General features: G+C 72.0%; 26 protein-coding genes. 10 read left to right on the top strand and 16 right to left on the bottom strand.

All coding sequences use genetic code 11. From position 1 onward, the window contains the following. Positions 1-6: 6 nt before the first annotated feature. Entirely contained in the window at positions 7-1,005 is a 999-nt protein-coding gene (locus tag ACIQRW_RS09360) for an EamA family transporter (protein WP_403756686.1), read from the bottom strand. 160 nt (positions 1,006-1,165) lie between these two features. Between ACIQRW_RS09360 and ACIQRW_RS09355 the strand changes: the two genes are divergently transcribed. After that, positions 1,166-2,056 carry a LysR family transcriptional regulator gene (locus ACIQRW_RS09355; protein ID WP_403756683.1) on the top strand — a complete coding sequence of 297 codons (891 nt, stop codon included), beginning with the start codon at positions 1,166-1,168 and terminating at the stop codon, positions 2,054-2,056. 24 nt (positions 2,057-2,080) lie between these two features. On the opposite strand, the gene ACIQRW_RS09350 is transcribed toward ACIQRW_RS09355, so the two are convergent. After that, positions 2,081-4,924 carry an FAD-binding and (Fe-S)-binding domain-containing protein gene (locus ACIQRW_RS09350; RefSeq protein WP_403756680.1) on the bottom strand — a complete coding sequence of 948 codons (2,844 nt, stop codon included), beginning with the start codon at positions 4,922-4,924 and terminating at the stop codon, positions 2,081-2,083. A gap of 351 nt (positions 4,925-5,275) precedes the next feature. Between ACIQRW_RS09350 and ACIQRW_RS09345 the strand changes: the two genes are divergently transcribed. From ACIQRW_RS09345 to ACIQRW_RS09310, 8 genes are all read left to right on the top strand, one after another. Then, positions 5,276-6,841 carry an ATP-binding protein gene (locus ACIQRW_RS09345; protein WP_403756677.1) on the top strand — a complete coding sequence of 522 codons (1,566 nt, stop codon included), beginning with the start codon at positions 5,276-5,278 and terminating at the stop codon, positions 6,839-6,841. Continuing rightward, positions 6,838-7,257, top strand: coding sequence for a roadblock/LC7 domain-containing protein (locus ACIQRW_RS09340; protein ID WP_030709614.1), 420 nt, complete (start codon positions 6,838-6,840; stop codon positions 7,255-7,257). The genes ACIQRW_RS09345 and ACIQRW_RS09340 overlap by 4 nt, the downstream gene beginning before the upstream one ends. Then, positions 7,254-7,625: a DUF742 domain-containing protein gene (locus tag ACIQRW_RS09335; RefSeq protein WP_403756673.1), complete on the top strand. Its 372-nt coding sequence runs from the start codon at positions 7,254-7,256 to the stop codon at positions 7,623-7,625. The genes ACIQRW_RS09340 and ACIQRW_RS09335 overlap by 4 nt, the downstream gene beginning before the upstream one ends. Next, positions 7,606-8,250: a GTP-binding protein gene (locus ACIQRW_RS09330; protein WP_403756670.1), complete on the top strand. Its 645-nt coding sequence runs from the start codon at positions 7,606-7,608 to the stop codon at positions 8,248-8,250. Before ACIQRW_RS09335 ends, ACIQRW_RS09330 begins: the two co-directional genes overlap by 20 nt. Continuing rightward, positions 8,247-9,509, top strand: a complete 1,263-nt coding sequence (locus ACIQRW_RS09325; protein ID WP_403756667.1) for a cytochrome P450 — start codon at positions 8,247-8,249, stop codon at positions 9,507-9,509. Before ACIQRW_RS09330 ends, ACIQRW_RS09325 begins: the two co-directional genes overlap by 4 nt. Continuing rightward, positions 9,506-10,735, top strand: a complete 1,230-nt coding sequence (locus tag ACIQRW_RS09320) for a cytochrome P450 (RefSeq protein ID WP_403756664.1) — start codon at positions 9,506-9,508, stop codon at positions 10,733-10,735. Before ACIQRW_RS09325 ends, ACIQRW_RS09320 begins: the two co-directional genes overlap by 4 nt. Positions 10,736-11,009: 274 nt before the next feature. Then, the gene (gene serC / locus ACIQRW_RS09315) at positions 11,010-12,128 is read left to right on the top strand and encodes a phosphoserine transaminase (RefSeq protein ID WP_403756662.1); all 1,119 of its coding nucleotides are present in this window, start codon (positions 11,010-11,012) and stop codon (positions 12,126-12,128) included. Positions 12,129-12,298: 170 nt separating this feature from the next. Continuing rightward, entirely contained in the window at positions 12,299-12,910 is a 612-nt protein-coding gene (locus ACIQRW_RS09310; protein WP_403756659.1) for a Uma2 family endonuclease, read from the top strand. A 13-nt stretch (positions 12,911-12,923) separates the two neighbouring features. On the opposite strand, the gene ACIQRW_RS09305 is transcribed toward ACIQRW_RS09310, so the two are convergent. The 13 genes from ACIQRW_RS09305 to ACIQRW_RS09245 form a co-directional block, all read right to left on the bottom strand. Beyond that, positions 12,924-13,328, bottom strand: coding sequence for a DUF4259 domain-containing protein (locus ACIQRW_RS09305; protein ID WP_403756656.1), 405 nt, complete (start codon positions 13,326-13,328; stop codon positions 12,924-12,926). An 88-nt stretch (positions 13,329-13,416) separates the two neighbouring features. After that, on the bottom strand, positions 13,417-13,890 hold the full coding sequence (locus ACIQRW_RS09300; protein WP_403757417.1) for an Asp23/Gls24 family envelope stress response protein: 474 nt from the start codon (positions 13,888-13,890) through the stop codon (positions 13,417-13,419). Between the two features lie 106 nt (positions 13,891-13,996). Further along, positions 13,997-14,293 (bottom strand): gas vesicle protein K, encoded by a 297-nt coding sequence (locus tag ACIQRW_RS09295; RefSeq protein ID WP_403756654.1) that lies wholly within the window; start codon positions 14,291-14,293, stop codon positions 13,997-13,999. Further along, positions 14,290-14,526, bottom strand: a complete 237-nt coding sequence (locus tag ACIQRW_RS09290) for a gas vesicle protein (RefSeq protein WP_403756651.1) — start codon at positions 14,524-14,526, stop codon at positions 14,290-14,292. Before ACIQRW_RS09290 ends, ACIQRW_RS09295 begins: the two co-directional genes overlap by 4 nt. Before the next feature lie 2 nt (positions 14,527-14,528). Continuing rightward, positions 14,529-15,350 (bottom strand): GvpL/GvpF family gas vesicle protein, encoded by an 822-nt coding sequence (locus ACIQRW_RS09285; RefSeq protein ID WP_403756648.1) that lies wholly within the window; start codon positions 15,348-15,350, stop codon positions 14,529-14,531. Further along, positions 15,347-15,763: a gas vesicle protein gene (locus ACIQRW_RS09280; protein ID WP_403756645.1), complete on the bottom strand. Its 417-nt coding sequence runs from the start codon at positions 15,761-15,763 to the stop codon at positions 15,347-15,349. The genes ACIQRW_RS09285 and ACIQRW_RS09280 overlap by 4 nt, the downstream gene beginning before the upstream one ends. Then, a complete protein-coding gene (locus ACIQRW_RS09275; protein ID WP_403756642.1) occupies positions 15,760-16,899 on the bottom strand; it encodes an SRPBCC family protein in 1,140 nt (379 codons plus the stop codon). The genes ACIQRW_RS09280 and ACIQRW_RS09275 overlap by 4 nt, the downstream gene beginning before the upstream one ends. A 6-nt stretch (positions 16,900-16,905) precedes the next feature. Further along, positions 16,906-17,838, bottom strand: coding sequence for a histone H1-like repetitive region-containing protein (locus ACIQRW_RS09270; RefSeq protein ID WP_403756640.1), 933 nt, complete (start codon positions 17,836-17,838; stop codon positions 16,906-16,908). Beyond that, a complete protein-coding gene (locus tag ACIQRW_RS09265) occupies positions 17,831-18,097 on the bottom strand; it encodes a gas vesicle protein GvpG (RefSeq protein WP_003967222.1) in 267 nt (88 codons plus the stop codon). Before ACIQRW_RS09265 ends, ACIQRW_RS09270 begins: the two co-directional genes overlap by 8 nt. A 2-nt stretch (positions 18,098-18,099) precedes the next feature. After that, entirely contained in the window at positions 18,100-18,885 is a 786-nt protein-coding gene (locus tag ACIQRW_RS09260) for a GvpL/GvpF family gas vesicle protein (protein ID WP_403756637.1), read from the bottom strand. A 1-nt stretch (position 18,886) separates the two neighbouring features. Beyond that, on the bottom strand, positions 18,887-19,375 hold the full coding sequence (gvpJ, locus tag ACIQRW_RS09255; protein ID WP_403756634.1) for a gas vesicle protein GvpJ: 489 nt from the start codon (positions 19,373-19,375) through the stop codon (positions 18,887-18,889). Positions 19,376-19,409: 34 nt separating this feature from the next. Continuing rightward, positions 19,410-19,733: a gas vesicle protein gene (locus ACIQRW_RS09250; protein ID WP_026291203.1), complete on the bottom strand. Its 324-nt coding sequence runs from the start codon at positions 19,731-19,733 to the stop codon at positions 19,410-19,412. 241 nt (positions 19,734-19,974) lie between these two features. Next, the gene (locus ACIQRW_RS09245; RefSeq protein ID WP_403756632.1) at positions 19,975-20,649 is read right to left on the bottom strand and encodes a class I SAM-dependent methyltransferase; all 675 of its coding nucleotides are present in this window, start codon (positions 20,647-20,649) and stop codon (positions 19,975-19,977) included. Between the two features lie 264 nt (positions 20,650-20,913). Between ACIQRW_RS09245 and ACIQRW_RS09240 the strand changes: the two genes are divergently transcribed. After that, a complete protein-coding gene (locus ACIQRW_RS09240) occupies positions 20,914-21,795 on the top strand; it encodes an NAD(P)-dependent oxidoreductase (RefSeq protein ID WP_403756629.1) in 882 nt (293 codons plus the stop codon). 63 nt (positions 21,796-21,858) lie between these two features. On the opposite strand, the gene ACIQRW_RS09235 is transcribed toward ACIQRW_RS09240, so the two are convergent. Further along, positions 21,859-22,887, bottom strand: coding sequence for a MarR family transcriptional regulator (locus tag ACIQRW_RS09235; RefSeq protein WP_403757414.1), 1,029 nt, complete (start codon positions 22,885-22,887; stop codon positions 21,859-21,861). Positions 22,888-23,151: the final 264 nt, after the last annotated feature.

The raw sequence follows: 23,151 nt of genomic DNA, 5'->3' as shown, positions 1-23,151 counted from the left end.
CGCGGCTCACCCCTCGCGGCGCGAGCCCGTCCGGCTGCGCACCGCGCCGACGCTGGCCCCGATGACCAGGGCGATGGCGAGGGCGTCCGTGGTGGAGAGGGCCTGGTCCAGGATCAGGAAGCCCGCACCGGCGGCGATGGCCGGCTCCAGGCTCATCATCACGGCGAACGTGGGCGCGGGCAGCCGGCGCAGCGCCATCAGCTCCAGGGTGTACGGGAGGACCGAGCTGAGGAGGGCCACCGCCGCGCCGAGCGCCACGGTGGACGGGACCGTGAGCTTCGCGCCGGACTCGATGATGCCCAGGGGCAGTGAGAGGACCGCGGCGACCACCATCGCCAGCGCCAGCCCGTCCGCCTGCGGGAAACGGCGGCCGGTGCGGGCGCTGAACACGATGTACGCCGCCCACATCGCCCCCGCCCCCAGGGCGTACGCCGCACCGACCGGGTCGAGGCGGTCGAAGCCGCCGCCGCCCAGCAGGACGACGCCGACGAGGGCGAGGCCCGCCCACACGAGGTTGATCAGGCGGCGCGAGGCGAACACCGAGAGGGCCAGCGGGCCGAGCACCTCCAGGGTGACGGCGATGCCGAGCGGGATCCGGTCCAGCGCCTGGTAGAAGAGCGTGTTCATGCCGCCCATGGCGACGCCGAAGGCGAGCACCGTGCCCCAGTCGGCACGCGAGTGGCCGCGCAGCTTCGGGCGGCAGATCACCAGCAGGATCAGAGCGGCGGCCGCCAGCCGCAGGGTGACGACGCCCAGCGCGCCCGCCTTCGGCATCAGGAGCGCCGCGACGGCCGAGCCGAACTGGACGGACAGGCCGCCGGCGACCACCAGCACGATCGGCGTCAGCGCCGCCCGGCGGTCGGCCCCGGTCCGCCCGTCGGGCGCGCCCGTGCCCACGCCTCCCGGGGCGTCCGTACCCGCTCCGGCGCCTTCGAGTGCCGTCACCGCTTCGGGTACGGCGACGGCTGCGGCGGCCGGTTCGGCGGCGCTGCGCTGGTCGTTCACGAGGGACCTTCCGAGAGAACGGGGACGAGACGGCTCAGTACACTGTAATGGACTGGACGGTAGGGCAGGGCATACTGTCCCGTCAACGGCGTCCCCTCACCGTAAGGACACCCGCGCGTTCCGTGAAATGCCGATCAAGCTCCCGTTATGCTCCCCACGCATGAACGAAGCGCCCCTCACCGGCCGCCCCGTGGAACTCCGGCATCTGCGGGCCTTCCTCGCGGTCGCCGACGAGTTGAACATCACGCGTGCCGCCGCCCGTCTCCGGCTCACCCAGCCCGCCGTGTCCCGCACCCTCGCGGCGCTGGAGCGGCACCTGGGGGTCCGGCTCGTCGACCGTTCCACCCACCACCTCGCCCTGACCCCCGACGGCGTCGCCTTCCGCGACAAGGCCGCCGCCGCGGTCACCGCCTTCGACGAGGCCCTCGACCCCGGCCGGCTGCGCACCTGGCCGCTGCGGCTCGGGCACGCCTGGTCCGCGTTCGGGCCGTACACCACGCCCCTGCTGCGGGCCTGGCAGGAGCGCCACCCGGGGACCCCGCTGGAACTGCTCCGGATCGACGACCGCACCGCCGGTCTGACCCGGGGCGAGGTCGACGCGGCGTTGCTGCGGGGGCCCGTGGACGCGCCGGGGCTCGTCGCCGAGGTGCTGTTCACCGAGGTCCGGGTGGCGGCGGTGACCGCGGACGGGCCGCTCGCGGTGCGGGCCTCGCTCGCCCTCGCCGATCTCGCGGAGGGCCCCGTCGTCCTGAACACCGTCTCCGGCACCACCACCGCCGGCCTGTGGCCGCCGCACGCCCGGCCGGCCGCCACCGTCACCGTCGGGAACACCGACGACTGGCTCACCGCCATCGCCGCCGGCCGCGGCAGCGGGGTGTCCACCGCCTCGACCGCGACCCTGCACCCGCACACGGGGGTCGCCTACGTCCCGCTCGACGACGCCCCGGGCGTCCCGGTCCTCCTTGCCCGCCGCGACGCCCCCGGCCACCCCGCCCTGCCGGAGCTGGCCGCGCTGGCCCGCGAGATCGTCGCCCGGGGCGCGACGCACTGAGCCCGGCCGGGGCCTAGCCGGGGCCTAGACGCCGCCCCCCGGCCTCGGCTCCTCGATGGTCTCCGCGACGACCTCCGCGAGGTGCCGGGCCCGCCGCCCGGCCAGTTGGTCGAGCTGCGTGCGGCAGGAGAAGCCGTCCGCGAGGAGTTCCGTACCGGGTTCCGCGTTCCGTACGGCGGGGAGCAGCCGCTCCTCCGCGCAGGCCACGGACACCTCCCAGTGGCCCTTCTCGAAGCCGAAGTTCCCGGCGAGGCCGCAGCAGCCGCCGCTGAGTTCGCCGGTGAGGCCCATCCGTTCGCGCAGCCGGCGTTCCGCCGCGTCGCCGAGGACGGCGTGCTGGTGACAGTGCGTCTGGCCGGCGGCCGGGCGGTCCAGTCGGGGCGGGCTCCAGTCGGGGGCGTACTCCTCCAGGTACTGGGCGAACGTCCGTACCGAAGTGGCCAGTTCGGCGGCGCGCGGGTCGTCGGGGAGGAGTTCGGGCAGGTCGGTGCGGAGCGTCGCGGCGCAGCTCGGTTCGAGGACGACGAGCGGGTGGCCGGGCGGGAGGTGGAGCCGGTCCAGGGTGCGGCGCATCACGCGGCGGGCCGCGTCGAGCTGGCCCGTCGACACGTAGGTGAGGCCGCAGCACAGCCCGCGCGGGGGCGGCAGCACCGTGCGCCCCGTCGCCTCCTCCAGGACCCGGACCGCCGCCCGGCCCACCTGTGGGGACAGGTGCTCGGTGAAGGTGTCCGCCCAGAGCGCCACCACCCGGTCGGTGGAGAGGATGTACGTCCCCTTGCCCTGCCTGCGGCGCAGCCACCGGCTGTACGTCTCCGGCGCGAGCACCGGGATCGTGCGCTCGGGCGCGATCCCGGCCAGCCGTTTCGCGAGCGCGGCGAGGGGGCGCAGCCGGGCCAGGGCGTTGAAGGGACGGGCGAAGGGCCGGGCCAGGCGCAGCCACTGCGGCAGGCGGCCCATCGCGTAGTGGGCGGCGGGGCGCAGCCGGCCCCGGTAGTGGTGGTGCAGGAACTCCGCCTTGTACGTGGCCATGTCGACGCCCACCGGACAGTCGCTGCGGCAGCCCTTGCAGGAGAGGCACAGGTCGAGCGCGTCCCGGACCTCCTCGCTGCGCCAGCCGTCCGTGATGACCTCGCCCGCGAGCATCTCGTGGAGCAGCCGGGCCCGGCCCCGGGTCGAGTGGGCCTCCTCGCCGGTCGCCCGGAAGGACGGGCACATGACGCCCGCGCCGCTCGCCTCCGTCGTACGGCACTTGGCGACGCCGACGCAGCGGCGGACCGCGCCCGCGAAGTCCCCGCCGTCCTGCGGGTAGCCGAACTCCACGTCCACCGGGCGTTTCGGGAGGGCGGCGAAGCGGAGGTTCTCGTCGAGGCGGGCGGGGCGGGCGAGGATGCCGGGGTTCAGGCCGCCGTCCGGGTCCCACAGGTCCTTGAACCGGTGGAAGAGGGCGACGAGTTCGTCCCCGTACATCCGGGGCAGCAGTTCCGCGCGCGCCTGGCCGTCGCCGTGCTCGCCGCTGAGGGAGCCGCCGTGCGCGACGACGAGAGAGGCCGTCTCCTCGGAGAACCGGCGGAAGCGGGCCACCCCGGCGTCGGTCATCAGGTCGAAGTCGACGCGGACGTGGACGCAGCCGTCGCCGAAGTGGCCGTACGGGGTGCCGCGCAGGCCGTGTTCGGCGAGGAGGGCCCGGAAGTCGCGGAGGTACGCGCCGAGCCGGGCGGGCGGCACCGCGCAGTCCTCCCACCCGGGCCAGGCCTCGGTGCCGTCGGGCATCCGGGTCGCGGTTCCGGCGGCGTCCTCGCGGATCCGCCACAGGGCCCGCTGCCCGGCCGGGTCCGTGACGACCGCCCCGTCGACCGCGTCGGCCCCGCGCAGGACGCGTTCGGCGTGCGCCCTCGCCTCGGCCGGGGTGTCGCCGCCGGTCTCGACGAACAGCCAGGCGGCCCCGCGCGGCAGCCCGGCGGAGCGGGTGACGAGGTCGGCGGCCATGCCCTCGACGGTGAGCGGGCGGTACGGGAGGAGGCCCGGGGCGGCGTCGGCGGCGGCGGACTCGTCGGCGTACCCGAGGACCGTCAGGGCGCGGGCGCGCGGGGCCTCGACCAGGCGGACGGTGGCCTCGGTGACGATGCCGAGGGTGCCCTCGCTGCCGCAGAACGCCCGGACCGGGTCGGGTCCACCGGGGTGTTCGGGTAGCAGGGCGTCGAGCGCGTACCCGGAGATGCGGCGCGGGAGGTCGGGGTAGCCGGTGCGCAGGAGGCCGAGGTGGGCGGCGACGAGTGCGCCGACGCCCTCGGGCCCCTCGCCGCTCCCCTGTTCCAGGTGCAGGGCCTCGCCCCCGTAGCGGACGACCGACAGCTTCGCCACGTTGTCCGCCGTCGTGCCCCAGGCCACCGAGTGGGCACCGCAGGAGTTGTTGCCGATCATCCCGCCGAGGGTGCAGCGGCTGTGGGTGGAGGGGTCGGGGCCGAAGGTCAGGCCGTGGGGTGCGGCGGCGGCCCGCAGGTCGTCCAGGATCACGCCGGGCTGGACGACGGCGGTGCGGGCGGCGGGGTCCAGGTCGAGGATCGTGCGCAGATGGCAGGTGAGGTCGAGGACGAGTCCGGTGCCGGTGGCCTGTCCGGCGATGGAGGTGCCGCCGCCGCGCGCCACCACCGGCACCCCGTGCTCCCGGCAGACGGCCAGGGCGGCGGCGATGTCGTCGGCGTCGCGGGGGGCGAGCACACCGAGCGGGACCCGGCGGTAGTTGGAGGCGTCCATCGTCGTCAGCGCCCGTGCGGCGGCCCCGAAGTCGCTCGTGCCGCGTACGGCGGAGCGGAGCGCCGCGACGAAAGCCGGGGGCATGTCGGTATGCGGTCGATGCTGTTCGGCCATGGTCTCAGCATGCCGCCGCGTCAGGTGAACTCTTGGGATGCGCCAGGATCAAAGCACGTAAGCAGTACAAAAAAGCCCACAAGATCTTCCCAAACAGACCGTCAAGTCTCCTATAGTGACCAAGACTTGCGCAGGAATTGGCAGCTCCAGTTGTGCATGATCGCCCATAACCGTGCCGAACTGTCCTGAATTCGACTGGTCGATTTCACCAGGTTCGCACCGCTTGAACCACCTCGCACCGTTCCGCACCACCTCGCACCGTCCCGCACCGCCTCGCACCGTCCCGCACCACCTCGCACCGTTCCGCACCGCCTCATACCGTCCCGCACCGTCCGCCACCGAGGACTCCGATTGCGCCCCTCACACCGGCCCACCGCACTCGCCCTGCTGATCTCGGCAGCCGCAACCGGCACGCTGACCCTGTGGGGCGTCGCCGCGGCCCCCGACACGGTACGGACCCCGCTGGCCTGGGGCGCGGGCGCAGCCGCCGTGCTGCTGAGCGTCTGCGTGGCCGTCACCGTCCACACCCTGGGGACCGCGCGGACCCTGCGCTCCCTGCGGGCCGCCGACGCCCAGCGGTTCACCTCCGAGACCTCGCGCCTGGTCTCCGCCTCCGCCGTCGAGGCCCAGCGCTTCACCGCGGAGACCGCCCGGATCAAGGGCGCCGCCTCCGCCGAGACCGCCCGGGTCGTCGCCGACGCCCGCGCCGAGAACGAGCGGATCGCCGCGGCCGCCGCCGCCGAGCAGGGCCGGCTGGCCGTCTCCGTCGACCGGCTGACCGCCCGTGCCACCCGCGCCGAGACCGAGCGCTCCGCGGCCGTCGCCGCCTGTGCCAACGCGGCGGGCCGGATGCAGGCGCTGGCCACCAGCATGCTGGCCGACCTCCGCGAGATGGAGCACCGGCACTCCGACGAGTCCGTCCTCGGGGACCTGCTCCACCTGGACCACCGCACCGCCCAGGCGGGCCGCCTCGCCGACTCCATCGCCGTGCTGACCGGGGCCCGTTCCGGCCGACGCTGGGCGAAGCCGATCGTCATGGAGTCGATCCTGCGCGGCGCGATGGGCCGGATCGGCAGCTACCAGCGGGTCCGCCTGCACTCCACCAGCGATGTCGCCATCGCCGGTCACGCGGCCGAGGGCGTCATGCACGCGCTCGCCGAACTCCTCGACAACGCTGCCAACTTCTCGCCGCCCACCGCCGAGGTCCATGTGTACGTGGAGGAGGTCCCGGCGGGCATCGTCATCACCGTCGAGGACAGCGGGCTCGTCATGAGCGAGGTGCAGCTGCGCCGCGCCGAGAGGGCGGTCTCCGCGGAGAACCAGGACCTCACCAACCTCTCCGGCACCCGCCTCGGGCTCGCCGTCGTCGGGCGGCTGGCCCGCAAGCACGGGCTGACCGTCTCCTTCCGGCCGTCCGCCCGGGGCGGCACCGGCGCGCTGATGATGCTCCCCCAGGACCTCATCTCCCGCTCGACCGCCCCGACGCCGACGATCCCGGCCCAGGCTCTCGCGGCCCCGGCCGCCGCCCCCGCCGCCCCCGCCGAGCCGGAGCCCTCGCACGCCTCGGCCGCCGGAACGGACACCGCCGGCGCCGCCCCCGCGGCCCGGTCCCTTCCCGAGGACGACGCCTCCACGCCCCTGACCCCGGCGGCGGAGTCGAACCCCTCGGGTTCCTCGGTGGATTCGGAGTCCGAGTCCACGGGCGCCGTGCCCGCGTTCGGCGAGAGCGGCCTGCCCAAGCGCCGCCGCGGCCGCACACTGGCCGCCGCCGAAGCCCGTACCGGCAACGCCACCCCCGGCGGAGCCGACACCCCCCGGGCCCGCACCACCGACCCGAAGGTCCAGGCAGCGCGCTTCAGCACCTTCAGCAAGGCGGTACGAGCCAACTCCACGCACCCGGAAGGCAACACCCGATGACCGCGACCACCGACGAGAAGCTCAACTGGCTGCTGGAGGGGCTGCTCGACCGCACCCCCGGTACCCGCCACGCCCTCGTCCTGTCCCGCGACGGCCTCAAGCTGTGCCGCACCCCCGAGCTCTCCGTCGACCAGGCCGACCAGCTGGCCGCGATCTCCGCCGGGATCCAGAGCCTCTCGCACGGCGCGTCCATCGAATTCGGCGACGGCACCGGCGGCGTACGGTCCGCGATGGCCGAGTTCTACGGCGGCGTGCTGTTCATCGTCGAGGCGGGAGCCGGGGCCCACCTGGCCGTCGTCGCCGACGAGGACTCCGACGTGGGCCTCGTCGGCCACAACATGAGCGAACTCGTCGAGCAGCTCGGCGAACACCTCGTCGCGCCGCCGCGCGAACCCGCCGAGGCCCCGGCCGTATGACGACGGCACCCCGCCCCCGACCGGGCCGCGACGAGGACCCGGACCGGCTGTACACCCTCACCGGGGGACGCAGCCGCTCCGACTCCGCCGCGTTCGACCTGGTGACGCTCGTCGTCACCGAGTGCGACCCGGCCCCCGGGATGCAGTCCGAGCACGTCGCGATCCTGCGGATGTGCCAGGGCCCCACCGCCGTCGTCGAGATAGCCGCGACCCTGAACCTGCCGGTCAGCATCGTCCGCATCATGCTGTGCGACCTGCTCGACACCGGCCGGATCAGCGCCCGCCACCCCCGTACAGCCCGTGTCGCGGACCGGCTCCCCGACCCCGACATCCTGGAACAGGTGCTCGTTGGACTCCGCAACCTCTGACCGCGCCACCCTGAGCGCGACGGCCGACAACGGATTGAAGATCGTTGTCGTCGGCGGCTTCGGGGTCGGCAAGACCACCATGGTCCGATCCGTGAGCGAGATCCGTCCGCTCAACACGGAGGAGACCATGACCCGCGCGGGCGAGGCCGTCGACCACCTCGACGGCATCCAGGCCAAGTCGTCCACCACCGTGGCGTTCGACTTCGGCCGGATCACGCTCGACGAACGCTCCGTGCTGTACCTCTTCGGCGCGCCCGGCCAGGAACGCTTCTGGTTCCTGTGGGACCGGCTGTTCTCCGGCACGCTCGGCGCGGTCGTCCTCGTCGACACCCGGCGGCTGGCCGACTCCTGGTACGCCATCGACCGCCTGGAGCACCACGGCACACCGTTCATCGTGGCGTGCAACGACTTCGGCGGGCCGCTCCACAGCGAGCAGCAGATCCGTGAGGCCCTGGACCTCTCGGAGGACGTGCCGCTGGTGGAGTGCGACGCGCGTGACCGCTCGTCCAGCAAGTACGTGCTCATCACGCTCGTCGAACACCTCGCCGCGCTCTCCGCCGCCCGCCTCCGCGCCCCCGAGGCGGCCCTGGCGGCGGCCGGCCCGACCCCGGAGCCCGCCCCGTGACCCCTGTCTCCGGGTGCCCCGTCACCCACGGGTCCGTCCCCCTGTCCGGGCCCCGCTTCCAGAGCGACCCCGTTCAGCTCTACCGGGACATGCGGCGCGACCACGGGGCGATCGCCCCGGTCGTCCTCGACGGCGACGTGCCCGCCTGGCTCGTCCTCGGCTACCGCGAACTGCACCAGGTCACCGGCGACCCGGTCCTCTTCAGCCGGGACTCCGACCTGTGGAACCAGTGGGACCGCATCCCCGACGACTGGCCGCTGCTGCCGATGATCGGGCGCAAGCAGCCCTCGATCCTGTACACGGTCGGCGAGCGCCACAGCGTCCGCGCCATGATGATCAGCAACGCGCTGGAGGGCGTCGACCCGTTCTCCCTGAAGCGGTACGCGGAGGAGTTCGCCGACGAGCTGATCGACCGGTTCTGCACCAAGGGCTCGGTCGACATCATCGCGGAGTACGCCAAGCTGCTGCCCGCCCTCGTGCTGGCCAGGATCTACGGCTTCTCCGACGAGGAGGCCCACCCGCTGGTCGGCGCGATCAACGACATGATCGACGGCCGGGAGCGGGCGCTCGCCGGACAGCAGCACCTCGGCACGTCGATGTTCCAGCTGCTGGCCGACAAGCACGCCGAGCCCGGTGACGACGTCGCCAGCCGGATGCTCGCCGACACGGGCGGCTTCACCGACGAGGAGGTCGCCCAGGACCTCATGGTGATGATGGCGGCCGGTCACCAGCCGACCGCCGACTGGATGGGCAACTCGCTGCGGCTGATGCTCACCGACGACCGGTTCGCCGCCTCGCTCTCGGGCGGGCGGCACAGCGTCGCCGAGGCGATGAACGAGGTCCTCTGGGAGGACACCCCCACCCAGAACGTGGCCGGCCGCTGGGCCGCCCGCGACACCCACATCGGCGGCCGCCACATCCGCGCCGGCGACCTGCTGCTCCTCGGCCTCGCCGCCGCCAACGGCGACCCGCAGGTGCGGACCGACGGCTCGACGCTGACCGGCGGCAACAACGCCTTCCTCTCCTTCGGCCACGGCGAGCACCGCTGCCCGTTCCCGGCCCAGGAGACCGCCGAGGTCATCGCCCGTACCGGCATCGAGGTCCTCCTCGACCGGCTGCCCGACGTCGACCTCGCCGTCCCCGCCGAGCAGCTCACCCGCCGCCCGTCGCCGTGGCTGCGCGGGCTGACCGACCTGCCGGTGCTCTTCACACCCACCCCCGCCGTCGGAAGACCCGGAAGCTTCGGAGGCCCCGCATGACCCGCATCGCGCTCGACCCGTTCGTCACCGACCTCGACGGCGAGAGCGCCGCGCTGCGGGCCGCCGGCCCGCTGGCCGAGGTGGAGCTGCCCGGCGGTGTACACGTGTACGCGGTCACCCGCCACGCGGAGGCCCGCGCGCTGCTCACCGACAGCCGCCTGGTCAAGGACATCAACGTCTGGAACGCCTGGCAGCGCGGCGAGATACCCATGGACTGGCCGCTGATCGGCCTGGCCAACCCGGGCCGCTCGATGCTGACGGTCGACGGGGCGGACCACCGCCGTCTCCGTACGCTGGTGGCGCAGGCGCTCACAGTGAAGCGGGTGGAGCGACTGCGCGCCGGGATCGAGGCGCTGACGAACGCGAGCCTGGACAGGCTGGCAGCCCTCCCGGCCGGACAGCCGGTGGACCTGAAGGCCGAGTTCGCCTACCCCCTCCCCATGAACGTGATCAGCGAACTGATGGGCGTGGACGCGGCGGACCACCCCCGGCTGAAGGAGCTGTTCGAGAAGTTCTTCTCGACGCAGACGCCGCCGGAGGAGGTCCCGCAGATGATGGCGGACCTCGGGGCCCTCTTCACGAAGATCGTCGACTCCAAGCGGGCGAACCCCGGCGACGACCTGACCAGCGCCCTGATCGCGGCCTCCGAGGACGGCGACCACCTCTCCGACGAGGAGATCGTCAACACACTGCAACTGATCATCGCCGCCGGGCACGAGACCACGATCAGCCTGATCGTCAACGTCGTGGAGGCGCTGGCCACCCACCCCGAGCAGCGCAAGAAGGTGCTGAACGGGGAGATCGGGTGGGACGGCGTGATCGAGGAGACGCTGCGCTGGAACACCCCGACCTCGCACGTCCTGATCCGCTTCGCGACGGAGGACATCGAGGTCGGCGACAGGGTCCTGCCGAAGGGCGAGGGGCTGATCGTCTCGTTCGGCGCGCTGGGCCGCGACGAGGAGCAGTACGGCCCGACGGCCGGCGAGTTCGACGCCACCCGCACCCCGAACCGCCATATCGCCTTCGGCCACGGCCCGCACGTCTGCCCCGGTGCGGCGCTCTCGCGCCTGGAGGCGGGCATCGCGCTCCCCGCCCTGTACGAGCGGTTCCCTGAACTGGAGCTGGCGGTGCCCGCCGCCGAGCTGCGCAACAAGCCGATCGTGACCCAGAACGACCTGCACGAACTGCCGGTGGAGCTGGGCTGCCCGTTCGGCCACGACGCCTAGGGAGTGTCCGCAAAGTATCGTCGTCCGCCCTCTGGGCGGGGCCCGCGGCGTCTGGTGCGTGCTCTCGCAAGGCGCCGGAGTGTCCTAGTAGCGGAGCTACTCGGGCATTTCGGCAACGCCGCGAGAGTGCGTGCCAGGCGTCGTGGGCCAGACGAGACTTTGCGGACACGAACCTAGGGCCGCCCTTTACCCGGGCGTCCACGGGCCGGAGCGCGCGTCTCATCCGACGGACACGGTTGCTGTGCCGTGCCACCGAGGGACTACGCTCCGTCCCGTGGCCGACATCCAGATTCCCGCTGACATCAAGCCCGCCGACGGACGCTTCGGCGCCGGTCCTTCCAAGGTGCGGACGGAGGCGCTCGACGCGCTGGCCGCCACCGGCACCTCTCTCCTCGGTACGTCCCACCGCCAGGCCCCGGTCAAGAACCTGGTCGGCGAGGTACGGGACGGCGTGCGCAGCCTCTTCTCCCTTCCCGAGGGTTACGAGGTCGTCCTCGGCAACGGCGGGTCCACCGCCTTCTGGGACGTCGCGACGCACGGACTGATCGAGTCGAAGTCCCAGCACCTGAACTTCGGCGAGTTCTCGTCGAAGTTCGCCAAGGCCGCGAAGCTCGCGCCCTGGCTGTCCGACCCCACCGTCATCGCCTCGGACCCGGGCACCCACCCGGACCCGGAGGCCGAGGCGGGCGTCGACGTCTACGCCTTCACCCACAACGAGACCTCCACCGGTGTCGCGGCCCCGGTCAAGCGCGTCGCGGGTGCCGACGAGGGCGCCCTCGTCCTGGTGGACGCCACCTCCGGTGCGGGCGGCCTGCCGGTCGACATCACCGAGTCCGACGTCTACTACTTCGCCCCGCAGAAGTCCTTCGCCTCCGACGGCGGCCTGTGGATCGCCGTGTTCTCCCCGGCCGCCCTGGAGCGCGCCGCCCGGATCCACGCCTCGGGCCGGCACATCCCGGAGTTCTTCTCGCTGCCGACGGCGATCGACAACTCCCTCAAGAACCAGACGTACAACACCCCGGCGCTCTCCACCCTCTTCCTGCTGAACGAGCAGCTGAAGTGGATGAACACCCAGGGCGGCCTGGACTTCACGACGGGCCGCACGGCGGCTTCGTCGGGCCACCTCTACGGCTGGGCCGACGAGTCGAAGTACGCCACCCCGTTCGTCACGGACCCGGCGAAGCGCTCGCAGGTCATCGGCACGATCGACTTCGCGGACGAGATCGACGCGGCGGCCGTCGCCAAGGTGCTGCGCGCCAACGGCATCGTGGACACCGAGCCGTACCGCAAGCTGGGCCGCAACCAGCTGCGCGTGGCGATGTTCCCGGCGATCGACCCGGCGGACGTCCAGGCGCTGACGGCGTGCGTCGACTACGTGATCGAGAAGCTGTAGCTCCTACCGGCTCACGGCTCGACGGCTGTACGGAGACGGCCCGGCACCCACGCGGTGTGCCGGGCCGTCTCTGCTTCACTCGACCGGGTGGCATATGCCAGAAGCGCGATCTTCGGCAGTCCCGCCCTACGATGATGCTCTCGACACCAGCCCATTCCAGGAGGCCCGCAATGTCTGCAGCAGCAGTCGAGCACCCCTGTGACGATGAGCCGGAAACGCTGCTGGAAACGGCCAACCGTCTCACCGAGCAGCTTCCGGGGCATCGCGTCGAGATCATCGGAGGCCTCGTCACCGTGGCACCACCCCCGGACGGCCCGCATGCCAAAGCCCTGACCACACTCATGATCCCCTTCCTCTCCGCCGGTCTGCACGGCGAGGAGTCGAATGTCCTCCAGGGCATCGGCCTCTGGCTACCCAGTGGCCCCGAGGACTACGTGATCCCCGACCTGGCGATCGTGGACGCCGACTTCGACGAGCACCTCATCGAGAACAACTGCTACGACCCCGCCTGCTTCCGCTTGGTCCTGGAGGTCACCTCCGGGAACTACCAGACCGATCTGCGCCACAAGGTCACCGCCTACGCCCAGGCCAAGATCCCGGTGTACGTCATCGTCGACCGCAAGCACGGCCGCGTCCACGTCCTGACCGAACCCCTCCCCGCCGGCTACGACCGCCACGAGGTCTACGCCCCCGGCCGGCAGGCCCCACTGCCCGCCTCCATCGGCGCCGAACTCTCCCTGGACGTCGACGGGATCGTGCGCGCGGGCAGCCCCAAGCGCTGAGCGTTTCCCGAGGTCACGCCCCCACGAGCACCGCACGCAGCGCGGCTGTCCCCGCGAGCCACTCCTGGTCCGCACCGGCGTCCGCCCACAGGTCCAGCGGCTCCGCGTTCTTCGCGGTGAGGCGGTCCAGGGCCCGGACGGCCAGCGGGCGCAGATCGGCGGGGAGCTGCGGCAGGGGCTCCTTCGGGCCGTACGCGGTGGTGACGGGCTCTCCCCCGGGGCACTGGGCGGCGATCAGCGCGGCGGCGGCCACCGCCTCCTCCCCGCCGTCCGCATAGTCCTCCGGACCGGTGTCCGCGACGGCGGTCAGGACGTCCCGGAGCACGTCCGCCTTCTTCCCGGGCTCCGTGTCGTCGACCCGCCCGCCGAAGTCGGCCGCGGTGTCGTTGTCGAAGTGGCCGATGTCCCACGCGCCCATGGGGTCCCCCGCAATCCGCTGTGCCGGTCACCCGTCGTGCCGGTGTCCCCATCCTCACAGCCGCCACTGACAATCGGCCGGGCCGGGCTCACCGCACGCGGGAACCCCCTCGTCCGGAACCGGCGTCGCCCGAGCCGACCTCGTCGTCCTCGTCGTCCTCGTCCGGGATGTGCACGTCGAAGACGTTGATGTTGATCTCGACGACCTCCAGCCCCGTCATCGTCTCCACGGCGTCGACCACGTTCGCCCGGATCCGGTCGGCCAGCTCATGGATCGGAACCCCGTACTCCACCTCCACGTCGACGTCGATCGCCGTCTGTTTCTCGCCGACCTCGACCTTCACGGTCCGGCCCCTGCCCGAGGACCCGGACACCCTGCCCGTCACGGCGCCCAGCGCCTTCGACGCGCCCTTGCCCACCGAGTGAACGCCGTCGGTCTCGCGGATCGCGATCTCCGCGATGGTGGCCACGACGCCGTCGGCGATGGTGGTCCTGCCACGCACGCCGCTTTCCTTCCCGCCGCTCGTCGTCGGGTTTCCGCTCAGAGATTCGATGTCGACCATGTCCGCCTCACAGAGAGTGCTTGCCACGGGCGCTCCTCCCACCCGTGCGGCCCCCTCATTCACTCTCCGCCCGCCCGCGACCATCCGCCATTCGAGGTACCCGGACTCAGTCGCGGGGCAGCAGCGTTCCCAGCGGCCCGAGGTCCAGATTGAGGTCCTCGGGTCGCACCCCGTGCTGGTCGCAGAGCTCCTTCATCCGCTGGTCGAGCAGCATGAGCGTGGTCCCGATCTCCTCGACCTGCTCGTCGTTGAGGTCGCCCTGTTCGACCCGACGGATCGCCTGCCGTTCCATCAGCTGCCGGAGCAGCTCCACCACGGTGAGGACCAGGGCCACCAGGTCCCGCCCCATCTGCTCGGAGTCCAGATCGACCCGTGAGCCCGGGGCCCGACCCGCGCCCGTCACAACGGCCCCCCGTCGGCCCAGGGCGCCGGAACCCGCGCGCTGACCGACGACAGCAGGGCGTGCAGGGACACCCGCACCAGAGGTACGTCGGCGATGGCGATCACCAGGTCCCCGCTGACGACGACCCCGGTCGCCAGGACACGGTCCAGCAGGTCCACCAGCGGCACCCCGATGGGCCCGATCAGGGGCTCCGGGCTGTCCCAGGGGACCACCGCGCGCTCCGCCGCTGCCACGGCTACACCTCCCCTACGAAGGAGTACGGAACCCAGGGGCCGGTCAGCTCGATCCGCGCCCCGGTCCGCTGGCCCAAGCCCCTTACCAATGAGCCCAGTTCATCCGATCTGTGCTCGGCCACGAGGTACGTGGCGTTGAGCACGTGCACTCGGTCGTCGCCCCCCGGCACGGCTCCGTGCGTACGGAGGCGGCGCGACGCGGTAGCCAGCTCACGGAGTTCGGCGTCCACGGATTCCGCGACGGACAGGGCCTGTTCCCGGCGCCGCTCGCGTCGCTCCTGGACCCCGCGTCTGCGGTTCAGGTAGGCGAGCCCCGCACCGGCGGCGGGAGCCTCGCGCCCGCCGCCTCCGGCGGTGACGGGTTCCGCTTCCTCGGGGGCGGTCGCGGGCTCGTACACCTTCACGCCCCACTCGGCGTGGTGCGCGATGCGCTTCAGCACCTGGTGGAAGCGGTGTGCCTCGTCGTCGAGCGCGCGGCGGGCCCGGTCGTCGTCGTGGTAGAGCGTGGCGAGGGGCAGCGGTACGGCGGGCCCGTGTGCGGCCGCGGCGGACACGACCTCGTGGTGGGCCCGGGCGTACCGCTCGATCTCCTGCGGGTCGGAGAGTCGCGCCTGCCAGACCTCGTCCGTGAATTCGGCGGCCGGGACGGTCTGGACCACGGCGGTAAGCGGCCCGGAGGGCAGCAGCCGGACGGCCGTACCGCCGGGCATGCCGACCAGGCCGGCGACATCGGCCGTGTGCGTGGCACGGGTGCCCCGGCAGACGGCGAACACGTACGTGACACCGGTGCCCGGAGCCCGGTCCCGGTGGGCGCGATGCGTCATCTCTGCCCGGTCTCCTTGCTGTCGTCCATGCCGTCCATGTCGTCCCTGTCGTCCCTGTCGGCGCTTCGGTTCGGGCGTGGGCCGGGGCTCTCGTCCGCGTCCGTCCCCGGTTCGAGGGCCTGGAGGCGTTCCCGCAGCCGGCGGTTCTCGTCCTCCAGGGCGTTGCGCGAGGCTCGGGAACTGAGGGCCGGATCGTTCTCCCACCAGTCGATGCCCGCCTTCTTCGCGGTGTCGACGGAGGCCACGAAGAGACGGAGCCGGATGGTGAGGAGTTCGATGTCGAGGAGATCGATCTTGATGTCCCCGGCGATGACGATGCCCTTGTCCAGGACGCGTTCGAGAATGTCGGCGAGGTTGGTGGTCTGAGGGCCGTTGGCCGGCGGCCCTCCCTGCCGGAAGTCGAGGTCGGTCACCGCGAGGCCCCGGACCGGCGCCTGCGGCCCGCGCGCTTCTTGGCGGGCGGCTCCTCTTCCTCGTCCTCGTCCTCGTCCTCCTCGTCGTCTTCCTCAGGCTCCTCCTCGTCGTCTTCCTCGTCCTCGTCCTCGTCCTCGTCCTCGTCCTCGTCCTCGTCTTCCTCGGGCTCTTCCTCTTCCTCCTCCTCTTCCTCCTCCTCCGGCTCCTCGTCGTCTTCCTCTTCCTCGTCCCCCTCCTCAGGCTCCTCCTCGCCGTACTCCTCGTCCTCGTCCTCCCCGTCCTCGGCCTCTTCCTCCTCCTCGCGCTCGACGGCCTCCTCGTGGCTGACCACGACCTCGCCGTCGCGAATCTCGCCGCGCCACCCCTCGGGCTCTTCCTCGGTGAGGGACACGTACCGCTGGAAGTGCTTGAAGTCCAGCCGTACGCGGCGGCCCTGCGCGCGCCAGAGGTTGCCCGTCTTCTCGAAGAACCCGGACGGGTAGTACTCCATGACCAGCACGATGCGGGTCAGGTTCGAAGCCAGCTCATGGAAGCTGATGGCTCCGCGTGTGCTGCCCTTGGCGCCCTCGGAGGTCCAGACGATCCGGTCGTCCGGCACCTGTTCCTGCACCGTGGCCTTGAAGCTGCGGGAGGAGGGACCGACCTTGACCTTCCAGTCGCTTTCCTCGTCCTCGCCCTTGGAGACACTCTGGACGCCCTTCATGAAGCCGCTGAACTCTTCGTACTGCGTCCAGGCGTCGTAGGCGGTACGCAGGGGCACACCGACGTCGATCACTTCGATGATGTTCATGAACTTGCCGCCGCCGGCCTTGCGGTTGCCCTTGCCACCGCCCCCGCCCCCGCCGAGCACGCTCTTCGCCTTGTCCATCACCGCGTCCTTGGCGCCCTTGGCCTTCTCCGAGACGAACGCCTTCACCGGGGATTCGCCCTGGAGCACACGGGAACCGATGGCGGCCAGTGAGCCGCCGTTGTCGGCCGCGTCGGTCAACTGGCCAGTGAGATCCTTGAGTTTGCCGCCCGCCTTTTCGGCGAGCTGCTGGACCTGAGCGCCGGCGAATTTCGACAGTTCTTCTTTGATCCGGTCGATACCCGACTCCCCCGGAGCCTCGGATTCGTCCTTGTCCGTCGTTGCCATGGCTGACTACCTCCGGCGGTCGGCGCGCTTGGATGCTGACCGCTTCGACGTCGCTGTCTTCTTCGCGGCAGACTTCTGGGGGGCGGACTTCTTGGCAGCGGACTTCTTGGCCGGTGCGGTTTTCTTCGCCGCGGCCTTCTTCGCTGGAGCGGCCTTTTTGGCCGGGGCCTTCTTGGCCGGGGTCTTTTTCGCCGGGGCCTTCTTGGCGGGAGCCTTCTTCGCCGGGGCCTTCTTCGCGGGAGCCTTCGCCGGGGCCTTCTTCGCGGGAGCTGCCTTCTTCTCCGCAGGCTTCTTGGCCGGGGCGGACTTCTTCTCCGCCGACTTCCTGGCCGGGGCCGCCTTCCTGGAGACAGACTTCCGCGCCCGGGAGCGCTGCGGCGGGGCCGCCTCTTCCTCTTCCTCCTCCTCTTCAGGCTCTTCCTCTTCGGGCTCTTCCTCTTCGGGTTCCTCGTCCTCTTCGGGTTCCTCGTCCTCTTCGTACTCCTCGTCCTCGTCCTCGTACTCCTCGTCCTCTTCGGGCTCCTCCTGGCCCTCCTCGCCCTCCTCGTCCTCGCCTTCCGGCTCTTCCTCGGACCCCTCGTCCTCGTACTCGCCCTCGTCCTCTTCGTCCGCCTCGTCGTCCGGCGCCGCCGTGAGCCGGGCCGTCCGGTCGCCGATGGCGTCCGCCAGGGAGGCCATGGAGCGGTTGGCGGCGGCCGTCACCGCCTGGCGTCCCGCGTCGAGGACCTCGCCCCGCAACTGCTCCTGCAACTCAGCGACTTGCGGCACCTCACCGAGCCTGCGCATTCCTTCGGCCGCCAGCTGGCGGGGTTCGAGTCCGAACCGGCGCCCCGCCAGATAGGTCGCGACGCTCAGTGCCAGCCGGCCCTTCTTCGTCCGGCCCAGCACATATCCGCCCACTACGGCGGCTGCGAGCGCCGCCTTTGCCTGGTCATCCATGTCGGTCACCTTCTGTCGTCGGTGTCCGGCCGGCCTGTGTCGCGTACAGCCGGTCGAGCAGCCTCTCCTCTTGCGCCTCGAACTCATCCAGCCCGATGTGCCCCTCGTCGAGCTCCTGGTTGAGAGCCGCCAGCTGCGCGCGGATCACTCCGGGGTCGTAGAGTTCGCGCTCGGCGGCGTCCTGCAACCGCTCCGCGACCCACACCACGCCCCGGGCGGGCGCGAGGGGCAGCATCAGTAGTCCGGAGATCAGTCCCATCGTCAGCCTCCACCGACCGGTGCGGTCGGGATCGTGTGCCCGGCGCCGACGAAGCTGTAGCAGGGCAGCGGTCCCGCCAGGCGGAGCTCGACGTGGTCACGGTGGGCCGCCGCGAAACGATCGACGGTCGCGCGGAACCGGTCGCCGTCCGCGCGCGCCACGAGGAAGGACACGTTGAGCGCGCAGCCGGGAACCTCGGGGCCCCCGGCCGTCGCCCGGGCCATCGGGGCCAGATCGCGCAGTGCCCGCCGTCCGGCGTCGCCCGCCCGGCGCGCCAGGGCGGAGGCGACGGCCGCACCCAGGCGCACATTGGCCTCGTACCCGGGCCGCCTGCGGGTTTCCTCGCGCAGCCGCCGTACGGTCGCGTCCCCCGCCACCAGTGCGGCGAGGGAGTCATGGGCCGGCAGGGCCTTGACGTTCATCTCGATGTGCCCGGCGACCTGCTCCAGGGCCGCGAGGTGGCCCGCCTCCGCCGCGGCCAGCTGGGCGCGCAGCGCGTCCTCGTCCGGTGCGACCATGCCGAAGCGCATCGGGAGGACGGGCCCGCTCCCAGCCAGACGCGTCAGGAGTTCCTGGTGTGCCAGCAGATCGCGCCGCCGGGCCCGCAACTGCGCCGGGGCGGGGCTGACGACGGCGGCCACCGGACCCACGCCGACCGTCCGCAGCGGGGCGGGCGGGCTGCCGACGCCGCCGGACTTCCGGGGCAGCGGCGTTCCGGCCCGGACGACCGCGTACACGTACAGTCCCGGTCCGTCGTCCGTGCCCGTCCCCGGGCCTTCCGCGCGCACGTCAGGCCTCTGCCCTGCGGCGACGGCTCGTGACACCGCTGCCGCTGCTGCGGGCGGGGGCGCGGCGCTTCTTCGGGCGCGCCGGACGCTCCTCCGCCTCTTCCTCGTCGTACTCGTCCTCGTCGTCATCGGAGCCGCCGGCCCCGACCGCCTTCCGTACGGTGTCGCCGACCGACTCCGCGGCCTTGCGCACCTTCCGCTTGCCGATGGACCGGGCGGCGGAGCCGCTGAGCAGCTCGGGGACGGTGGTGCTGCCGGAGTCACGTTCGAGGTCGAGACGGTTGCACGCCTCGGCGAAGCGCAGGTAGGTGTCGACACTCGCCACGACTATGCGCGCGTCGATCTTGAGGATCTCGATGCCGACCAGGGAGACGCGTACGAATACGTCGATCACCATGCCCCGGTCGAGAATGAGCTCCAGTACGTCGTAGAGCGTGCCGGCGCGGGGCGGGCACGGGGCGGCACCGTCGACGTAGGTCGTGGTCGTCATGGGGGGGTCCTTCCAGCTGTCGGACGAAGTGGGGTCACTCGTCGGCGGCACCGCGCCGGTAGCGGCGGACCCGGGTGTACTCCACGAGTTCGCAGGCTCCGTCGAGCCGCACCTCGTACGAGGCGAGGAGACTGGTCGTGTCCGGGATGCGGGGCACTTCGAGGACGTCCACGACGACGCACCAGCCGTCGTCGTCGGATCGTCGGATCGCGGAGACGCCCTCAGCCGGGTGGCTGATCAGCGATTCCAGGCTCTGACAGGCGGCGCGGGCCGCGTGCTCGGGCCCCTTCCTGGCCGAGGGCTTCTTCCGGGTCCCCGGGGAGGAGCGTTCGGCGCGCGCTGAACGTTGGTCTGCCATGGTGACCAGTCTGGTCACCATGGGGCACTTCGCATCCTGGGTGAGCCGGTGGTGCGACACGCCGCCCGCCCGGGCCGGACAGCAGGCAGGGCCGGGCGGGGCAGGCGGCGCGCGGGGCAGACCGCGGGCGGGGCAGGCGGCAGGCGGCAGGCGAGGTCGGACGACAACCAGGCTCAGACGGCGAGCGAGGTCGGACGACAACCGGCGTCAGACGACAACCGGCGTCAGACGCCGAGCGGGGTCAGACGGCGAGCGGCCTCCGCGCGAGAACGAACCCCTGCGGCGCCCGCTCCGGGAACGGCCCGTCCGTCTCCCGCTCCCGCCACACCCGGGACACCACTTCCAGGCCCGCCTCCCGCAGCAGCTCGGCGATCCGCTCGGGCTGCCGCCGGTGGAAGTCGAGCGAGACCTCCATGCCCCACGCCTCCGTAAACCGCAGCAGCTCGTCCCCGACCTGAAAGCCCAGCTGTACGTGGGCCCCCGGGGCCAGTACGCGGTGGAACTCCCCGAAGGCGCGCGGCAGCTCCTCGTCCGGCACATGGATCGTCGAGTACCAGGCGAGCAGCCCGCCCAGCGAGGCATCCGGCAGCCCGAGGTCGAGCATGGAACCTTCCTCGAAGCGCAGGCCCGGGTGCTCCTCCCGCGCCACAGCGACCATCCGCGGGGAGAGGTCGATCCCGAACATGTCCAGTCCCAGGCCCAGTTCGTGGAGGTGCGCGGTCACCCGGCCCGTCCCGCAGCCGACATCGGCCACCGGGAGGCCGCCGCCGGCCGCCGCGAGTTCGGCGAACGCGCTCAACAGCGCACGCTCCAGGGGCTTGGCCGCCAACTCGCCTCGGGCGAACTCCACGTAGGCGGGTGCCATGGTGTCGTACGAGGACCGAGTGGCGTTCAGGAAGTCAGGTTCGGCGGTCATGGACCGGAACCCTACGACAGGCCTGATACCGCGACCGCACGCGGTCGCCGCCACCAACAAGCCGCTGTGACCGCTGTGACCAGCACGTTCACACCCGATTATCTCCATCGCGGTGTCGATCCCGCAGACGTGTCCGTCTGGTGTGCCCGGCCGGTTCAGCGCCGCCATGCCCCACCCGTCCGACGTGCTTGCTCACCTCGGGGTAACCACCCACTATGTAGTGCGTACTTGATCACCACGGGACGTGTGACCAGCATATTCCGCATGACACAGAACGCTGTTGAGAAGACTCCCGTCACGCTGCTGGGCCTCGGTGCGATGGGCACCGCGCTGGCCCGAGCCTGGCTTGCCGCCGGCCACCCGCTCACCGTCTGGAACCGCTCCCCGGCCCGCGCCAAGGCGCTTGCCGTCGAGGGGGCAGAGGTCGCGGACACCGCCACTGAGGCGGTCGCAGCGAACACCCTTGTCGTCGTCTGCCTGTTGGACGACGCCTCGGTCGCCGAGGCGCTGGCGGGCACCGACCTGGCCGGCAAGGACCTGGTCAACCTGACCACCAGCACCCCCGCCCAGGCCCGCGCCCGCGCCGAGTGGGCCCGCGAGCGTGGCGCCCGCTACCTGGACGGCGGGATCATGGCCGTCCCTCCCATGGTCGGAGTCCCGGAGGCCGGCGGCTACGTCTTCTACAGCGGCTCGCCGGAGCTGTTCGAGCGACACCAGCAGACCCTGGGCGTCCCGGTCGGCACTACCTACGTCGGCGAGGACGCAGGTTTCGCGGCCCTGCACGACGTGGCCCTGCTCAGCGCCATGTACGGGATGTTCGCCGGGGCCGCGCACGCCTTCGCCCTGATCCGCAAGGAGGACATCGACCCCGCGGCGCTCGCCCCGCTGCTCGCCGACTGGCTCGTCGCGATGGCCCCGTCAGTTCACCAGACCGCCGACCAGCTGCGGAGCGGTGACTACACCAAGGGCGTCGTCTCCAACCTCGCCATGCAGGTGGCCGGCACGCCGACCTTCCTGAACACCGCCGCGCAGCAGGGGGTCAGCCCCGAACTGCTCAGCCCCTACTTCGAGCTGATGCGGCGCCGCCTGGCCGAGGGAAGTGGCGAGGAGGACCTGACGGGCGTGATCGACCTGCTGGTGCACTGACCGGCCACTTGCCGCCCCAGAAGGACCATGCTGGTCACAGTTCGCCCTAACTTCGCGGCGGGGTCAGACGGGTCTGAGGAGGTCGCGGAGGTTGCTCATGTGTGCCTTGACGTCGGCGACCTCAGCGGCGCTGGTCGAGATCGCTTCGCCCAACGAGTGGGTTTCGCGGCAGGGGCGGCAGAGGCCGTCGGGGAGTGCTTCTGGCCGTCCGGGGCGCCCGCAGTCGGTGCATTCCATGAGGAGTCGGCGGGTTGGGGCGGGGGCGGCGGGTTGGGTGTTCTCGCTGGTCAGACGGGGTGGAATCTTGTCGGTGAGGCGGCGGCGGACGAAGCCGAGAGGGCTGTCGACGTGGGCGGGGAGCCCTGCCGTCAGAGCGCTGGTCAGGTAGCCGACGCTCACGCCCCGCGCGAGCCATTCCGCCGCCTGCCCTTCCAGCGCGGCGCAGTCGTCGGCGGAGAGGGCGAGCCGGTGATCGTCACGACCGAGACGGGCCAGGGCGAGGTAGGCGGGGCTGGTTCCGGCGGCGTGCGGCTTCGCGGGCCGGGAGTCCGGAGCGGACGGCGCGGGTTCGGCGTCCGACGACGCCTGGGCCGGTGTGCGTTGCTGCGGTACGGCGGTGGGTTCGGGAGCCTGTGCGGTACCGGGGCTCTCCGGCGCGGGCGGCGGAGGCTCCTCGCCCGGGGCCCACGCCGGGGGCGGTGCCATGCCGGGGACCGGCGCCTCCGGTACCGGGGCTGCGGCCAGGGCGGCCTGCTCGGTGGCGAGGTACGCGTTCCACCACTCGTTGTCGCGCGCCGTGCGGGACCAGAAGATGCGGAAGACCCAGCGGGTCTCGTCGCCCACGCCGACCGGGCACCGGACGCGCCGCAGGTGCCCGGCGACGGACAGGCCGGTCAGGGAAGTGGACACGGCCTGTTGGCCGTAGAGCGGGAGCTGTTTCGCGAGCTGCTTCACGCTCATCGCGGCACCCTCGGGGAGGTGGTCGATGAACCCGGCGACGTAACGCTCACGGGTCGGCAGGAGAGCGAAATCGTGCTGCGTACGGGCCTGTTGGTCCGGCGCGGAGCGTTTGCCGTAGCCGGGCTTGGCCATCGGGTACGCGGCGGAGAGTGCGGGGGCGGGCAGGGCGGAGCTAGGGTGCTGGGTAGCCAAGGGATCGTCTTTCTAAAGGGTGCGATCTTGCGGTGAGACCCCGGCCTGGTGCTTGCTACACCGGTCGGGGTCGTTCGGTTCTCGCACCGTAAACAGTCGTGACGCTGTGCCGCAAGCTGTCACGATTAGTCATATTTGCTGGTCGCGCTAGGGGTGGGGAGGTAGGGGAGGTTTTCCCCAACCCCTTCTTCTACCCACCGGTTA

This window comes from Streptomyces sp. NPDC091287, assembly GCF_044768525.1.
Lineage (GTDB): Bacteria > Actinomycetota > Actinomycetes > Streptomycetales > Streptomycetaceae > Streptomyces.
Note: the sequence above shows the minus strand (reverse complement) of the source record. Positions and strands in the feature narration are given on the sequence as shown.

Excerpts from the sequence above, each read along its gene's own strand:
- ACIQRW_RS09355 (WP_403756683.1), top strand. The coding sequence starts at position 1,166 with ATGAACGAAGCGCCCCTCACCGGCCGCCCCGTGGAACTCCGGCATCTG.
- ACIQRW_RS09350 (WP_403756680.1), bottom strand. The coding sequence starts at position 4,924 with ATGGCCGAACAGCATCGACCGCATACCGACATGCCCCCGGCTTTCGTC.
- ACIQRW_RS09340 (WP_030709614.1), top strand. The coding sequence starts at position 6,838 with ATGACCGCGACCACCGACGAGAAGCTCAACTGGCTGCTGGAGGGGCTG.
- ACIQRW_RS09335 (WP_403756673.1), top strand. The coding sequence starts at position 7,254 with ATGACGACGGCACCCCGCCCCCGACCGGGCCGCGACGAGGACCCGGAC.
- ACIQRW_RS09320 (WP_403756664.1), top strand. The coding sequence starts at position 9,506 with ATGACCCGCATCGCGCTCGACCCGTTCGTCACCGACCTCGACGGCGAG.
- ACIQRW_RS09310 (WP_403756659.1), top strand. The coding sequence starts at position 12,299 with ATGTCTGCAGCAGCAGTCGAGCACCCCTGTGACGATGAGCCGGAAACG.
- ACIQRW_RS09305 (WP_403756656.1), bottom strand. The coding sequence starts at position 13,328 with ATGGGCGCGTGGGACATCGGCCACTTCGACAACGACACCGCGGCCGAC.
- ACIQRW_RS09300 (WP_403757417.1), bottom strand. The coding sequence starts at position 13,890 with ATGGTCGACATCGAATCTCTGAGCGGAAACCCGACGACGAGCGGCGGG.
- ACIQRW_RS09285 (WP_403756648.1), bottom strand. The coding sequence starts at position 15,350 with ATGACGCATCGCGCCCACCGGGACCGGGCTCCGGGCACCGGTGTCACG.
- ACIQRW_RS09275 (WP_403756642.1), bottom strand. The coding sequence starts at position 16,899 with ATGGCAACGACGGACAAGGACGAATCCGAGGCTCCGGGGGAGTCGGGT.
- ACIQRW_RS09270 (WP_403756640.1), bottom strand. The coding sequence starts at position 17,838 with ATGGATGACCAGGCAAAGGCGGCGCTCGCAGCCGCCGTAGTGGGCGGA.
- ACIQRW_RS09265 (WP_003967222.1), bottom strand. The coding sequence starts at position 18,097 with ATGGGACTGATCTCCGGACTACTGATGCTGCCCCTCGCGCCCGCCCGG.
- gvpJ (WP_403756634.1), bottom strand. The coding sequence starts at position 19,375 with ATGACGACCACGACCTACGTCGACGGTGCCGCCCCGTGCCCGCCCCGC.
- ACIQRW_RS09250 (WP_026291203.1), bottom strand. The coding sequence starts at position 19,733 with ATGGCAGACCAACGTTCAGCGCGCGCCGAACGCTCCTCCCCGGGGACC.
- ACIQRW_RS09245 (WP_403756632.1), bottom strand. The coding sequence starts at position 20,649 with ATGACCGCCGAACCTGACTTCCTGAACGCCACTCGGTCCTCGTACGAC.
- ACIQRW_RS09240 (WP_403756629.1), top strand. The coding sequence starts at position 20,914 with ATGACACAGAACGCTGTTGAGAAGACTCCCGTCACGCTGCTGGGCCTC.
- ACIQRW_RS09235 (WP_403757414.1), bottom strand. The coding sequence starts at position 22,887 with ATGGCCAAGCCCGGCTACGGCAAACGCTCCGCGCCGGACCAACAGGCC.